Annotated in this window: 13 protein-coding genes; 8 read left to right on the forward strand and 5 right to left on the reverse strand. The window is 71.3% G+C overall.

The annotated features are described in order from the left end of the window. The first annotated feature begins 8 nt into the window (after positions 1 to 8). Complete coding sequence (locus tag ACIQPR_RS28645; protein ID WP_403654022.1) at positions 9 to 1,310, forward strand: MFS transporter; 1,302 nt, start codon at positions 9 to 11, stop codon at positions 1,308 to 1,310. Here ACIQPR_RS28645 and ACIQPR_RS28650 read toward each other — a convergent pair whose 3' ends face one another. Further along, positions 1,311 to 1,541: a hypothetical protein gene (locus tag ACIQPR_RS28650; RefSeq protein WP_403654026.1), complete on the reverse strand. Its 231-nt coding sequence runs from the start codon at positions 1,539 to 1,541 to the stop codon at positions 1,311 to 1,313. A 70-nt stretch (positions 1,542 to 1,611) separates the two neighbouring features. Here ACIQPR_RS28650 and map point away from each other — a divergent pair, with 70 nt between their 5' ends. Both map and ACIQPR_RS28660 read left to right on the forward strand, forming a co-directional pair. After that, on the forward strand, positions 1,612 to 2,469 hold the full coding sequence (gene map, locus ACIQPR_RS28655; RefSeq protein ID WP_403654028.1) for a type I methionyl aminopeptidase: 858 nt from the start codon (positions 1,612 to 1,614) through the stop codon (positions 2,467 to 2,469). 113 nt (positions 2,470 to 2,582) lie between these two features. Next, complete coding sequence (locus tag ACIQPR_RS28660; RefSeq protein ID WP_403654031.1) at positions 2,583 to 3,230, forward strand: heme oxygenase (biliverdin-producing); 648 nt, start codon at positions 2,583 to 2,585, stop codon at positions 3,228 to 3,230. 6 nt (positions 3,231 to 3,236) lie between these two features. Here the strand turns inward: ACIQPR_RS28660 and ACIQPR_RS28665 are convergent, their stop codons facing one another. From ACIQPR_RS28665 to ACIQPR_RS28680, 4 genes are all read right to left on the reverse strand, one after another. Further along, positions 3,237 to 3,881 (reverse strand): PhzF family phenazine biosynthesis protein, encoded by a 645-nt coding sequence (locus ACIQPR_RS28665; RefSeq protein WP_403654034.1) that lies wholly within the window; start codon positions 3,879 to 3,881, stop codon positions 3,237 to 3,239. Beyond that, a complete protein-coding gene (locus ACIQPR_RS28670; protein WP_403654037.1) occupies positions 3,874 to 4,809 on the reverse strand; it encodes a hypothetical protein in 936 nt (311 codons plus the stop codon). Before ACIQPR_RS28670 ends, ACIQPR_RS28665 begins: the two co-directional genes overlap by 8 nt. A 41-nt stretch (positions 4,810 to 4,850) precedes the next feature. Then, on the reverse strand, positions 4,851 to 6,353 hold the full coding sequence (locus tag ACIQPR_RS28675; protein WP_403654040.1) for an HtaA domain-containing protein: 1,503 nt from the start codon (positions 6,351 to 6,353) through the stop codon (positions 4,851 to 4,853). Positions 6,354 to 6,414: 61 nt separating this feature from the next. Beyond that, positions 6,415 to 7,878, reverse strand: a complete 1,464-nt coding sequence (locus ACIQPR_RS28680; RefSeq protein WP_403654043.1) for an HtaA domain-containing protein — start codon at positions 7,876 to 7,878, stop codon at positions 6,415 to 6,417. 121 nt (positions 7,879 to 7,999) lie between these two features. Between ACIQPR_RS28680 and ACIQPR_RS28685 the strand changes: the two genes are divergently transcribed. The 5 genes from ACIQPR_RS28685 (at position 8,000) to efeB (ending at position 13,455) form a co-directional block, all read left to right on the forward strand. After that, the gene (locus ACIQPR_RS28685; protein WP_403654046.1) at positions 8,000 to 8,998 is read left to right on the forward strand and encodes a hemin ABC transporter substrate-binding protein; all 999 of its coding nucleotides are present in this window, start codon (positions 8,000 to 8,002) and stop codon (positions 8,996 to 8,998) included. Continuing rightward, complete coding sequence (locus ACIQPR_RS28690) at positions 8,995 to 10,032, forward strand: FecCD family ABC transporter permease (protein ID WP_403654049.1); 1,038 nt, start codon at positions 8,995 to 8,997, stop codon at positions 10,030 to 10,032. The genes ACIQPR_RS28685 and ACIQPR_RS28690 overlap by 4 nt, the downstream gene beginning before the upstream one ends. Continuing rightward, complete coding sequence (locus ACIQPR_RS28695) at positions 10,029 to 10,865, forward strand: heme ABC transporter ATP-binding protein (protein ID WP_403654052.1); 837 nt, start codon at positions 10,029 to 10,031, stop codon at positions 10,863 to 10,865. The genes ACIQPR_RS28690 and ACIQPR_RS28695 overlap by 4 nt, the downstream gene beginning before the upstream one ends. Positions 10,866 to 11,039: 174 nt before the next feature. Then, entirely contained in the window at positions 11,040 to 12,176 is a 1,137-nt protein-coding gene (efeO, locus tag ACIQPR_RS28700; protein WP_403654055.1) for an iron uptake system protein EfeO, read from the forward strand. Positions 12,177 to 12,183: 7 nt separating this feature from the next. Continuing rightward, positions 12,184 to 13,455: an iron uptake transporter deferrochelatase/peroxidase subunit gene (efeB, locus tag ACIQPR_RS28705; protein ID WP_403654058.1), complete on the forward strand. Its 1,272-nt coding sequence runs from the start codon at positions 12,184 to 12,186 to the stop codon at positions 13,453 to 13,455. The last annotated feature ends 1 nt before the right edge of the window (position 13,456 follow it).

Below are 13,456 nucleotides of genomic sequence, written 5' to 3' on the forward strand. Positions count from 1 at the left end.
GCTCTGTTGTGACCGCCTCCGGCCTGCGCGCCCTCCTCCCCGACCTCGCCCCCTGGCACTCCTCCGTCGACTTCCGCAGGCTCTGGGTCGCGGGGCTGATCTCGAACTTCGGGAGCTTCCTGACCTTCGTGGCGCTCCCGGTGCAGATCAAGGAACTCACCGGCTCCGCCGCGGCGGTGGGCGCGATCGGGGCCGTGGAACTCGTACCGCTGATCGTGTTCGGGCTCTACGGCGGTGCGCTCGCCGACGCGTGGGACAAGCGGAAGCTGATCCTGTGGACCGAGGCCGGGCTCGGTGTGCTGTGCGGGGCGCTGCTGCTGAACTCGCTGCTGCCGGCGCCCGCCGTGTGGCCGCTGTACGTGATCGCGGCGCTGACCTCGGTCCTCGGGTCGGTCCAGCGGCCCGCGCTGGACTCGCTGTGGCCGCGGATCGTGGCGCACGAGCACATGACGGCCGCGTCCGCGCTCAACTCGCTGCGCTGGACGGTCGGCGGGGTCCTCGGTCCGGCGCTGGCGGGCGTGGTGGTGGCGTTCGCGGGCCTGCCCTACGCGTACGCGGCGGACACCCTGACGTTCGTCGTGTCCGTGGTCCTGATCGTCCGGATCGCCGCCTCCCCCGGCGCCCATGAGGCGCGCAAGCCCTCGCTGCGGTCGATCGCGGAGGGCGCGCGGTACGCGTGGAGCCGCAAGGAGCTGCTGGGCACGTACGCGATCGACCTGGCGGCGATGTTCTTCGCGATGCCGCTGGCGGTGCTGCCGTTCCTCGCGGACGAGCTGCACGCCGCGTGGTCGCTCGGTCTGATGTACGCGGCGGTCCCGGCGGGTGCCCTGCTGGTGAGCGTGACCAGCGGCTGGACCTCGCGGGTCCACCGGCACGGGCGGATGGTGGTGCTGGCGGCGGCGCTGTGGGGCGCGGCCGTCGCCGGTGCCGGCGCGGTCGGGAACGTATGGCTGGTGCTGCTGTTCCTGGCGCTCGCCGGCGCCTGCGACATGGTCAGCGGTGTCTTCCGCGCAGCGATGTGGAACCAGACGATCCCGGACGAGCTGCGCGGCCGGCTCGCCGGGATCGAGCTGCTGTCCTACTCGGTGGGCCCGCAGCTGGGGCAGGTCAGGTCCGGTGGCACGGCCGCGCTGGCCGGGGTGCGGACCTCGGTGTGGGCGGGCGGACTGATGTGCGTGGCCGCGGTGGGGGTGCTGGCCGCGGGACTGCCGAAGCTGATGTCGTACGACGCGCGGACGGACGAGCACGCGCTGCGGCTGAAGGAACAGCGGGCCGCGAGTGCCACGGCCACCGCCACCGCCGACGCCTGATCAGTCGTCGTCCGCGGCGCCCTTCGTGGCGTCGTGCCACTTGGGGTCGTTCTCCCACTCCAGGTTGCGCTCGCGGGCCGTCTCCATCGCGTGCTCGGCCTCCGCGCGGGTGGCGTACGGCCCGAACCGGTCCTTGGCGGGGCACTCCGGCCCCTCCTCGACCTTCTTGTGTTCGAGGCAGTAGTACCACTCGCCGGGCTTCCCGGCCGTGCGCTTCTTGAACAGGGCCATCGACGGGCTCCTCTCACCACGACTCACCACGCACCATGTTCCCCCATGAGCGCTGGTTAGACTCGCTGGCATGTCTGGCCAGTCGCTGCTCGTACCAGGGGAGCTCTCTCCCACCCGTTCCGTGCCCGGAAACATCCGTCGCCCCGAGTACGTCGGCAGGCCCGCGCCGACCCCGTACACCGGGCCGGAGGTGCAGACCCCCGAGACGATCGAGGCGATGCGCGTCGCCGGGCGGATCGCCGCGCGGGCGATGGCGGAGGCCGCGAAGATCATCTCGCCCGGGGTGACCACGGACGAGATCGACAAGGTGGCGCACGAGTACATGTGCGACCACGGCGCCTACCCGTCCACGCTCGGCTACCGCGGTTTCCCCAAGTCCCTGTGCACCTCGCTCAACGAGGTGATCTGCCACGGCATCCCGGACTCCACGGTGCTGCGCGACGGCGACATCATCAACCTCGACGTGACGGCGTACATCGGCGGGGTGCACGGCGACAACAACGCGACGTACCTGGTCGGCGACGTCGACGAGGAGAGCCGGCTGCTGGTCGAGCGGACCCGCGAGTCCCTGGACCGGGCGATCAAGGCGGTCCGCCCCGGCCGCCAGATCAACATCATCGGCCGGGTCATCGAGTCGTACGCCAAGCGCTTCGGGTACGGCGTGGTCCGGGACTTCACCGGCCACGGCATCAACTCGTCCTTCCACTCCGGCCTGATCGTCCCGCACTACGACAGCCCGCACGCGACGACGGTGATCCAGCCCGGGATGACGTTCACGATCGAGCCGATGCTGACGCTGGGGACGTACGAGTACGACATGTGGGACGACGGGTGGACGGTCGTCACCAAGGACCGGAAGCGGACGGCGCAGTTCGAGCACACGCTGGTGGTGACGGAGACGGGGGCGGAGATCCTCACGTTGCCGTAACGCCCCAGGACCCGTCCTCCCTGCTGGGGGCGGGTCTCTTCTTGTACGCTTTTACCGACAGGACGTCGGTAAACCTGTTGACTTAGGTAAGGCTTACCTTAGAGGATAGGCGCATGGACTCCTTCTCGACAGTCATCCGCACCGCGTCCCACGAACAGCATGTGGAGGCCGAGACCTCCACCTTCATGAGCGATCTGCTCGGCGGCCGGCTGGGCGTGGACGCGTACGCCCGGTACACCGAGCAACTGTGGTTCGTCTACGAGGCGTTGGAGACCGGTGCCGAGCGACTGGCGGCGGATCCGGTGACCGGACCGTTCATCCGGGCCGAGTTGTTCCGGCTCCCCGCGCTGGAGCGGGACCTTGAGCACCTGCGCGGCGCGGACTGGCGGTCCGGCCTGACCGCGCTGCCCGCGACCGAGGCCTACGCGGACCGGGTACGGGAGTGCGCGGAGTCCTGGCCGGCCGGCTATCTCGCCCACCACTACACGCGCTACCTCGGCGACCTCTCCGGCGGCCAGATCATCCGCGACAAGGCGGAACGGACCTGGGGCTTCGCACGACGCGGCGACGGCGTCCGCTTCTACGTCTTCGACGAGATCGGCAACCCGGCGGCCTTCAAGCGGAGTTACCGCGAACTGCTGGACGGAGTCCCGCTCGACGACCTGGAGAAGCAGCGGGTGGTGACGGAGTGCAAGCGGGCGTTCGCGCTGAACACCGGGGTGTTCGGGGCGTTGGGGGAGGAGTTTCCGTTGAGCGCGTGAGGCGGGCTAGCGCTCCAGGAACACCCGCCCCCCGACCTCCACCCAGCCCCCCGGCTGCGGTGCCGTGAGTATCTGAGAACCCGCGCCCTGTGTGATGTTGAGGGCGCGGCCCAGTCGGTCGGTCAAGAGCATCGCCGCCGCGCCCGTCGCCTCGTCCTCGGGGATGCCGTCGTCGCGGCCGGGGAAGGCTCGGGCGCGGACGCGGCCCGCCGCCTCGTCCTCCCAGGCCCAGGCGTAGATCCACTCGCCGGGGGGCGGGACGGGCAGGGCGTCCACCTCCGCGGCCGAGCCGTACTGTCGCAGTGTCCGCGGCGGGGCCCACTCCGGGAGGGCCTCGATCCAGCTGAACTCGCCGTCCAGGCGGGCACCGACTATCCCCGCGGGAGTGACCAGTTCGGGTATGTCCAGCAGCCAGGCCGAGCCGACGCAGGGGTGGCCCGCGAAGGGCAGGCGCGTGGTCGGGGTGTAGATGTCGATGACTCCGCGCTCGGGGTCGTCGACGAACACCGTCTCGCTGAAGCCGAGTTTCCCGGCGAAGAGCTGTCGCTCGCCCGGGTCCGGCATGACGGAACCCTCGCGGACGACGCCCAGTTCGTTGCCGTATCCGCCGCTGGGGCCGCAGAAGACACGCAGTACGTCGTAGTCAGTCACGGGGGCATTCAAACATCGCGCGGGCGGCGAGGTCATCCCAGGCCGGGGCTCCGCCGGGGAGGGGCCAGGTGGGGGTGGGGGCGCCGTCGTAGGGCAGTGTCGACAGTGTGTCCGCGTATGCCCGTTCCAGGGCGGCCCGTCTGCGGTCGGTCTCGGTCTCGGCCTCGGTCTGTGTGTCGGTGGCGGTGTCGGTGCCAGTGCCGGTGTCGGCGCGGTCCCTCGTCAGGTGTTCCATGCGGTGCTCGTGGGCCTCGGTCACCTCGTCCGCGGTCCGTCGCCAGGTCTCGTCGTCCGGTACGCGGCGCAGCACCAGGCACGGTGGGGTCCGCCCCTCCGCGAGTGCCGCCACGGCCCGGTCGTGGCCGTCGAGGATCACCCAGCCGTCGAGCGGTGTGACCCGCCACAGGAGAACGGGGGCGAGCGTGTCCTCGCGGGCGGGTCCGCGGTAGGCCTTCACCCGTGGCGCGTCGGTCGCGGAGAGCGGGCGCAGCGGTACGACGCCCTCCCAGCCGCCCGCGCACCAGTCGAGACGGCAGGCGGGCCACTCGCGCATGAAGTCGCCCCACCACACGTACGCCGGGAAGTCGTGCCACTCGCGGAGGTTCCAGCGGGCGTCGTGCAGCGGGCCCTCCCCTGCCTCTTCCAGCCAACGCGCGTACTGGTGAACCCAGTTGCCGGGGTTCCTCATCAGCTCCCAGCGGATCCGGGGAAGGGGTGAGCGGAAGCCGTCGAGCCTGTGCACGAAGAGGCTCTCGCGCGCGCAGCCGCCCTGTTCCTCCCGGCCGAGCAGCAGGGGGCGGCCCCCTTGGCGGAGCAGCAACCGGCCGCCGGCCGCCGTCTCGAAGCGCAACGGAGGCGGGCCATGACGGTCCCGTACCTGGAGTACGAGACCGCCCGGCCCGAGCAGTTCTCTGCGCGCCCTCTTCATGAGGAGCAGTCTGGGGGACCCTGGTCGCCTCGGGAACCGGATTAGGCCTCCGTGCGCCGCCTGCGCATCGCCAGCACCACACCCGCGCCCGCCGCCACCGTCACCGCGGCTGCCGCGCCCAGTGCCGTCGCCGGTACCTCGGAACCCGTCGAGGCGAGGGAACCGGTCGCGCCGCCCGTCGTGGAACCGGTGACGCCGCCCGAAGTCGAGCCCGTCGTACCGGAGTTGTCGGAGCTGTCGGAGGACGTGTCGGTGCCCGTGCCGCCCGACGACGAGTCGTCCGAGGGGAGGGTGGCGTCGTCCGTCAGGGCCACCGACAGGTCGAGCGGGTCGAGGGCCGCGCCGGTCTGGTAGAAGCCGCCGAAGGCCTTCGCGCCGGCGGCGGTCAGGGTGGTGGTGACGTCGTCGAGGGTGATGACGTCGTCCTTCGCGGTGAGGTCGGCCGAGTCGGCCTTCAGGTCGGCCAGGACCACGTCCTCGGACTTCTCCCCCAGGCTCGTCACGTCCGCCGTGAGCTTGCCGGAGCCGCCGTCGAGGGTCGCCTTGAGGTCGGTGAGGGTGAGGTCGAGGCCGTAAGTGCCGTTGTCCTCATGGCCCTTGAAGTTCACCGCGCCCTCGAAGGCGGCGGAGAGGGTGTCGGCGTCGGTGTCGTAGCTGCCGGTCGCGCCGGTGAAGGTGAAGACGCCGTTGCCGGTGGCCTGCGAGGCGCCGTCCGAGGTGGTGATCCTGCCGTTCGCGACGCTGCCCACGACGTAGGAGCGGAAGGACTCCTTCACGCCCCAGGTGAGGGTGCCGTCCGCGATCTCGCCCTCGGTGGCAGCCGGTTCGGTCGCCGTGTCCGAGGGGCTCGCGCTCGCGGAGGTCGTGGCCGAGGCCGTGGTGCTCGGGGTCGCGCTCGGCGTGGCCGACTGCGTGGGGGTGGCGGACGGGGTCGTCGACTCCGTGGGCGAGGCGCTCGGCGTCGGGGACGTCGTCGACGCGGGCTTGACCGCCGACAGCGGGTCGCCGGCCGCGTTCGCGTATGTGTCGCTGCCGAGGAAGGTGCCCGCGGCGGCGGTCAGCGTGGTGGCCAGGTTCGTCAGGTCCGAGCTGGTCGGCGCGGCGACGGTGGCGAGCGTCACGTCCTGCTGCTTGGTGCCGCCGTCCGCGACGAGGTCGGCGGTGAGGGTGCCCGCGGCACTGTCGTACTGGAAGTCGGACATCTCCCGCACGAAGCCGTGCAGCGTCGACTTGGCGGTGATCGTGCCCTTGAAGGTGAGGTGCAGCGCGTGGCTGGTGGTGTCGTACGTGCCCGTGCCGGCGGTGAAGGTGAACGCGCCGTTGTTCGCGGCCTGCGAGGCGCCGTCGGTGACGGTGAAGGAACCCTGCGCGTAGGTGCTCACATACGTGCGGTACGACTGCTTGATGCCCCAGGTCAACTCGTAGCCGCTGAGCGGGACTTCGGCCGCCGACGCGGTGGTCGTGGCGAGCGCGGTGGCGCCGAGCGCGGCGGCGGTCGCGACGGCCGCGGCGAGAGCGAGGGGGGTGCGAGGTCTGGCGGGCATGGCCGTGGTTCTCCTTGAGGTGAGTGGATGGTCCGCCGACCGGCGGACCCGGGTGAGGGGGTTACTCCGCCTCCGGCGACGCGCTGTCGGTCGCCGGGCGGGTGCGGCGCCTGCGGACGAGGACGAGCGCGGAGAGCGCGGCCACCAGCAGCAGCGCGCCGGCCGCGAGGCCGATCGGCAGGGCGGCCGAACCGCCCTTGTCGGCGGCGGAGTTGTCGGCGACCGGTTCGGCGGAGACCGAGGGCCGGGCCGACTGCTCCTCCGGGGTCGTGCTCGCCGTGGGCGTGCTGCCCAGATCGGGCAGGGCGGGCAGTTTCGCGTCGTCGGTGAGGGCGACGGCCAGGGACACCGGGTCCATGGCGGTGCCCGCCTGGTACATCCCGCCGAAGGCCTTGGCGCCCTGTGCGGTGAGTTTCGCGGGGGCCTCGGTGAGCTTCGCGAGGCCCTTGACCGCCTTGAGGCCGCCGGCGGTGAAGGTGACCAGCGGGACCTTCTCGCCGGTGAGGTCGGCGCCGGTGACGTCGGCGTAGAGGGTGCCCTTGCCGTCCCGTACGGTCGTCCGGACCCCACTGAGCCTCAGGTCGAGGCCCTGCGCTCCGGTGAAGCGGACCGCGCCCTTGAACGACGCCGTCAACTCCCCGTTCCTGTACGTCCCTTCACCGCTCGGGAAGCGGAAGAGCGCGCCGCCGTCCTGCGCTCCGGCCGAGAGCGTCCACCTGCCCTTGGCGATGTCCCCGGTGACGTACTCCCGGAAGGTGCGGCGCACCCCCCAGTCGACGGCGCCGTCCGTGATCGCGCCGGTCGAAGTCTCCTTCTTCGCGGTGGACTTGGTCGGTGCCGGGGTGGGTGTGGATTTCTTGGTCGCCGCCTTCACGTCGGCCGAGAGGCTCACGGGGTCGAGGGCCGTGCCGGCCGTGTAGTAGCCGGCGAAGGACCTGGCGCCCTGTGAAGTGAGCGTGGCGGGAAGGTTGTTGAGGACGACGGCGGTGCCGCCGCCCTTCATGTCGATGCCGCCGAGGGAGAGGTTGGCGAAGGGGACCTGGGAGGAGGTGGTGACCGTCCCCGTGCCCTTCGCCTTGCTGGTGACGTCCAGGTAGAGGGTGCCCGCCGAGCCCGAGATACGGACCGTGGGGCGGCTCAGGGTGAGGTCCAGCTCGTAGCCGCCGTCGCTCTTCTTGTGGCCGACGAAGTGCACCCCGCCCGCGAAGGACGAGCGGAACGTGCCGGTCGAGCCGTCGTAGGAACCCGTCGCCGAGGGGAAGCGGAACTGGCTGCTGCCCACGGTCGCCGCGCCGCCCGTGAGGGAGTAACTCCCGTTCGCGATGGGCCCGGTGACATAGCTCTGGAACGAGGACTTGATGCCCCAGTCGAGCCGGCCGCCCTGCACGGTACGGCTCTCGGCGTGTGCGAGGCCCGCCGGGAGGAGGGCGCCGAGGACAGCCGCGAGCAACACGGTGACCGTGAGCCGGCTGGAGCGCCCCGGAGGCGAACCAGGAATAAGCACGGCTTTCGAGCGCGCGAGCATGGGTGGGTCCTCCGGTGACGACAGCCGGTAGCGAACAAAGGTAAGGCTAACCTAAGCTTTCTTCACCAGAAACGACAGAGCCCGCGAGAGACCTAGAGAGACGGACGGGACCGTGCCACGCTTGCGCACACGACTGGCGGGAGCACTGTTGACCGTGCTCGCGCTCACGCTCACCGGATGCGGGGGCACCGGCACCACCGCGACCACGGCGTCCGCGAAGACCGGCGCCACGGCGGCGAATCGGGTGGAGCCGCTGACCGACACCCCCGAGCCCCGACTCCCGGTCACCGTGACCTCCGCCGACGGAAGGAAGGTCACCGTCGACCGGGCGCGGCGCGTCGTGCCGCTCTCCGGCAGCCTCAGCGAGATCGTGTTCACGCTCGGGCTCGGCGACCGGGTGGTGGCCCGGGACATCACCGCCACCTTCCAACAGGCCGCGAAACTCCCGCTGGTGACCCGCAACCACGACGTCTCCGCCGAGAGCGTGCTCTCCCTCAAGCCCGATCTCGTGCTCGCCGAGAAGACCACCGGGCCGTCCGAGGCGATGGGCCAGATCCGCGCGGCCGGCGTTCCCGTCCTGGTCGTCGATCCCGCGCAGGGACTCGCGGACGTCGGCCCGCGCATCCGGGCGGTGGCCGACGCGCTCGGGGTGCCGGCCGCCGGTGCCGAGCTGACCAAGCGTTCGCAGGACCGGATCGCCGCCGTGCGCAAGGCGATTCCGGCGCACAAGGACAGGCCGCGGGTCGCGTTCCTCTATCTGCGCGGGTCCGCGTCCGTGTATCTGATCGGCGGCAAGGGCTCGGGGGCGACCTCGCTCCTGGAGGCGGCCGGGGCGGTCGACGCGGGCGCGGAATCGGGGCTGGAGAAGGACTTCACGGCGATCACCACCGAGGCGCTGGCGAAGGCCGCGCCGGACGCGATTCTCGTCATGACCAAGGGACTTGAGTCGGTCGGCGGCATCGACGGACTGGTGAAGATCCCCGGGGTCGCGCAGACCCCGGCCGGGATGGACCGGCGGGTGGTGTCGGTCGAGGACGGGGTGCTGCTCAACTACGGGCCGCGCACCGACCAGGTGCTCCGGTCGATCGTGGCGCAGTTGTACGGGGACGGCACCGCGTGAGACGCCGACACGGCAACGCCTGGCTGCTCACCGCCGGGCTGGTCCTGGCCCTGCTCGTGCTCGTGCCGGTGGCCGCGGGGCTGGGCGCGTACCCCATCCCGGTCGGTGACGTCCTCTCCTCCGTACAGCACCGGCTGGGGCTCGGCGGGGACGCGTTGCAGCGGGTGCCGGAGTCGGTGCTGTGGAACGTGCGCTTCCCCCGGATCGTGCTGGCGCTGCTCGTCGGGGCCTCGCTGGGCTGCGCGGGGGCGTTGATGCAGGGCGTGTTCGGGAATCCGCTCGCCGAGCCGGGCGTCATCGGGGTGTCCTCGGGGGCGGCGGTGGGCGCGGTCGCGGTGATCGCGCTCGGGCTGGACTTCCTCGGCACGTGGACGGTGTCGGCGGTGGCGTTCGTGACGGGGCTGGCGACGGTCCTGCTCGTCTACGCGATGTCGCGCTCGGGCGGCCGTACGGAGGTCGTGACGCTGATCCTCACCGGGATCGCGCTGAACGCGTTCGCGGGGGCGCTGATCGGGCTGTTCCTGTTCTTCGCGGACACGGCCGCGGTCAACCAGATCACGTTCTGGCAGCTCGGCTCGCTCTCCCAGGCGACCTGGCCGAAGGTGCTCGCGGTGCTGCCGTGCGCGGCGGTCGGACTGACCCTGGCGCCGCTGTACGCCGGCCGGCTGGATCTGCTGGCCCTGGGTGAACGCCCCGCGCGCCACCTGGGAGTTGACGTGGAACGGCTGCGGGTCGTCCTGGTCCTGGTCATCGCGCTGCTCACGGCGGCGGCGGTCAGTGTGTCCGGGATCATCAGCTTCGTGGGCCTGGTCGTGCCGCATCTGCTGCGGATGGCGGTGGGGCCGGGACACCGCTTCCTGATCCCGGCGAGCGCGCTGCTGGGGGCACTGGTGCTGCTGGCGGCGGATCTGACGGCCCGCACGGTCGCGGCTCCGGCGGAGCTGCCGCTCGGTGTGCTGACGGCGCTGCTCGGCAGTCCGTTCTTCTTCTGGCTGCTGCGCAGGACGCGGCGCAGGCAAGGGGGTTGGGCATGAGGCAGGTCCGATCGATACGGCTCCTGCGCGGTCGTCCCGCGCCGCCCTCCCCCGCCGTACCGGGTGACGTCCTCGCCGAGGCCGAGGACCTGCGCGTCCGGCTCGGGTCGCGCGAGGTCCTCCACGGGGTGTCCGTGCCCGTCCGGGCCGGTGAGGTGCTCGCCCTGGTGGGGCCCAACGGGGCGGGGAAATCGACCCTGTTGGGCGCACTGGCCGCCGATCTTCCGCCTGTCGCGGGGGTCGTGCGCATCCACGGACGGCCCGCGACGGACTGGTCCGCTCCCGAACTCGCCCTGCGGCGCGCGGTGTTGCCCCAATCGGCCACGCTCTCCTTCCCGTTCACGGTCGAGGAGGTGGTCCGGATGGGACGGGCGCCGCACGCGACCGGCCCGGCCGAGGACGATCTCGCCGTGGCGGAGGCCATGGCCGCTGCGGAGGTGACGGACTTCGCGCCGCGGCCGTTCTCGGCGCTCAGCGGCGGCGAGCGGGCCCGGGTCGCGCTCGCGCGGGTGCTGGCGCAGCGGGCGCCGCTGGTGCTGCTGGACGAACCGACGGCCGCGCTCGACCTCCGGCACCAGGAACTGGTGCTGCGGCTGTGCCGGGAGAGGGCGCGCGCGGGGGACGCGGTGGTCGTGGTGCTGCACGACCTCGCGCTGGCCGCCGCCTACGCGCACCGGGTCGCGATCCTGCGCGCCGGCCGTGTCGCGGCGGACGGTCCGCCGGGGGTGGTTTTCACCGAGGAGCTGCTGAGCGACGTCTACGAGCAGGCGGTCGAGGTGTTCCCGCATCCGCGCACGGGGGCGGCCGTCGTGGCCCCAAGACGCCCGTCTTGACCACTCCTTGACCTCCCCTTGGCATTCGTTTTTCGCCGTCGAGATCAAGCCGTGCCTGTGATTTATCTGTGGCCAGTGAATACCACCCCGGGCGGGTATGACTGAGGTAAGCCTCAGGTAAGTTAGGGCAGCCTCACCACACCACCTCGCCAGACCCTCCCGCTTGGAGCCCGCATGCGTGCCGTCCGACTTCCCGTCGTCACCGCTGTCGCCGCCGCGACCGCACTGACCGCCGTCACGGCGTGCACCGCGAAGAGCGACGCCAAGGACGGCGACGCGATCCAGGTGACCGCGGCCGACTCCAAGTGCACGACCTCCACCAAGTCGGTCCCGGCCGGGCAGGTCACGCTGAAGATAGCCAACACCGGCTCCAAGGCCACCGAGGTCGAGATCCTCTTCCCGGACGACCGGATCGTCACCGAGAAGGAGAACATCGGGCCGGGCACCAAGTACACGCTCACCGCCGAGGTGAAGGCGGGCTCGTACGAGATCGCCTGCCGGCCCGGGATGAAGGGGCACGGTGTACGGCAGAAGCTGACCGTCACCGGGGGCAGCGTCGCCAAGCGCGACCCGAAGCTGGACGCGGCCGTCGCCGCCTACCGCGAGTACGCGCAGAACGAGGCCGACGCGACGATCCCCAAGGTGGAGACCTTCGTCGACGCGATCAAGGCGGGCGACCTCACCGCCGCCAAGAACGCCTATGCCCCCTCCCGCGTCGGCTGGGAGACCACCGAGCCGATCGCCGAGTCGTTCGGGGACATCGACCCCAAGACCGACACCCGCGTCAACGACCTGGAGAAGGGCCAGAAGTGGACCGGCTGGCACGCCCTGGAGAAGGCCCTGTGGGTGGACAAGAAGATCGGCACCGAGCAGAAGGCCCTCGCCGATGAGCTGCTCACCGATCTGAAGGACTGGCAGAAGCGGGTCGGCAAGGCGGAGATCACCCCGACCTCGATGGCCAACGGCGCCAAGGAACTCCTCGACGAGGTCGCCACCGGCAAGGTCACCGGCGAGGAGGACCGCTACTCGCACACCGACCTGAGCGACTTCAAGGCCAACGTCGACGGCGCCGAGAAGGCGTACGAGCTGCTGAAGCCGGTCGCCCAGAAGAACGACGCGGCGCTGACCACCGAGCTGGACAAGCAGTTCGCCGCGATCGACACGCTGCTCGACAAGTACCGCTCCACGTCGACCTCGGACGGCTTCGTGTCGTACGACAAGGTCACCAAGGACCAGCGCAAGGAGCTGTCGGACGCGGTCAACGCGCTCGCGGAGCCGCTGTCGAAGCTCGCCGCCGCCGTCGTGAAGTAGGCCTGAGATGACCGAAGTCCAGGAAAGCGGTGCGCCCTCCCGCCGTTCGCTGATCGGCTGGGGCGGTGCCGGGCTCGCGCTCGGCGCCGTCGCGGCCGGTGGCGCGGTGGCGATGAGCCGGGTCGGCGAGGACGTCGACCCGGCCGGTGCCGATACCGGAGCCGCGGTCGCCTTCCACGGCGCCCACCAGGCGGGCATCGCCACGCCCGTGCAGGACCGGCTGCACTTCGCCGCGTTCGACGTGAAGACCGAGGACCGCGCCGAGTTCGTCGGGATGCTGAAGGACTGGACGGCCGCGGCCCGCCGGATGACCGGCGGACACGCGGTCGGTGACGGGGCCTACGGCGGGCTCGCCGAGGCGCCGCCGGACGACACCGGAGAGGCGCTGGGGCTGAAACCCTCGCGGCTGACCCTCACCATCGGCTTCGGGCCGTCCTTCTTCGAGAAGTTCGGGCTCAAGGACGCCCGCCCCGAGGCCCTGGTCGACCTGCCGCAGTTCCCCGGCGACAACTTCGACAAGTCCCGTACCGGCGGGGACCTTTGTGTGCAGGCGTGCGCCGACGACCCGCAGGTCGCCGTGCACGCGATCCGCAACCTGGCCCGGATCGGCTTCGGCAAGGTCGCCATCCGCTGGTCCCAACTCGGCTTCGGGAAGACCTCGTCGACCACCCCGGGGGCTCAGACCCCGCGCAACCTCATGGGGTTCAAGGACGGCACCCGCAACATCGCGGGCACCGAGACCGACCGGCTGAAGAAGTTCGTGTGGGTCGGCGAGGCGGACGCCGGCGAGAACTCGGCCTGGATGACCGGGGGTTCGTATCTCGTCGCCCGGCGCATCCGGATGAACATCGAGACCTGGGACCGGACCTCGCTCCAGGAGCAGGAGGACGTCTTCGGCCGCGACAAGGGCGAGGGCGCGCCGGTCGGCAAGGCCAAGGAGCACGACGCGCCGTTCCTGAAGGCGATGAAGCCCGACGCGCACGTCCGGCTCGCGCACCCCGACTCCAACGGCGGGGTCACCATCCTGCGCCGGGGCTACTCCTTCACCGACGGCACCGACGGCCTCGGCCGGCTCGACGCGGGCCTGTTCTTCCTGGCCTACCAGCGCGACGTGCGCAAGGGATTCATCCCGCTGCAACGCAGGCTGTCGGCGACCGACGCGCTCAACGAGTACATCCAGCACGTGGGTTCGGCGGTCTTCGCCGTCCCGCCGGGCGTCCGCGACAAGGACGACTGGTGGGGCAGCACGCTGTTCCCGCAGGACGCGAAGGGGTCGTAGA

The organism is Streptomyces sp. NPDC091280 (assembly GCF_044768565.1).
Classification (GTDB): domain Bacteria; phylum Actinomycetota; class Actinomycetes; order Streptomycetales; family Streptomycetaceae; genus Streptomyces.

Bases quoted from the DNA above. Each gene is read 5' to 3' on its own strand.
- ACIQPR_RS28650 (WP_403654026.1), bottom strand. From the start codon at position 1,541: ATGGCCCTGTTCAAGAAGCGCACGGCCGGGAAGCCCGGCGAGTGGTAC.
- map (WP_403654028.1), top strand. From the start codon at position 1,612: ATGTCTGGCCAGTCGCTGCTCGTACCAGGGGAGCTCTCTCCCACCCGT.
- ACIQPR_RS28660 (WP_403654031.1), top strand. From the start codon at position 2,583: ATGGACTCCTTCTCGACAGTCATCCGCACCGCGTCCCACGAACAGCAT.
- ACIQPR_RS28670 (WP_403654037.1), bottom strand. From the start codon at position 4,809: ATGAAGAGGGCGCGCAGAGAACTGCTCGGGCCGGGCGGTCTCGTACTC.
- ACIQPR_RS28675 (WP_403654040.1), bottom strand. From the start codon at position 6,353: ATGCCCGCCAGACCTCGCACCCCCCTCGCTCTCGCCGCGGCCGTCGCG.
- ACIQPR_RS28680 (WP_403654043.1), bottom strand. From the start codon at position 7,878: ATGCTCGCGCGCTCGAAAGCCGTGCTTATTCCTGGTTCGCCTCCGGGG.
- ACIQPR_RS28695 (WP_403654052.1), top strand. From the start codon at position 10,029: ATGAGGCAGGTCCGATCGATACGGCTCCTGCGCGGTCGTCCCGCGCCG.
- efeO (WP_403654055.1), top strand. From the start codon at position 11,040: ATGCGTGCCGTCCGACTTCCCGTCGTCACCGCTGTCGCCGCCGCGACC.
- efeB (WP_403654058.1), top strand. From the start codon at position 12,184: ATGACCGAAGTCCAGGAAAGCGGTGCGCCCTCCCGCCGTTCGCTGATC.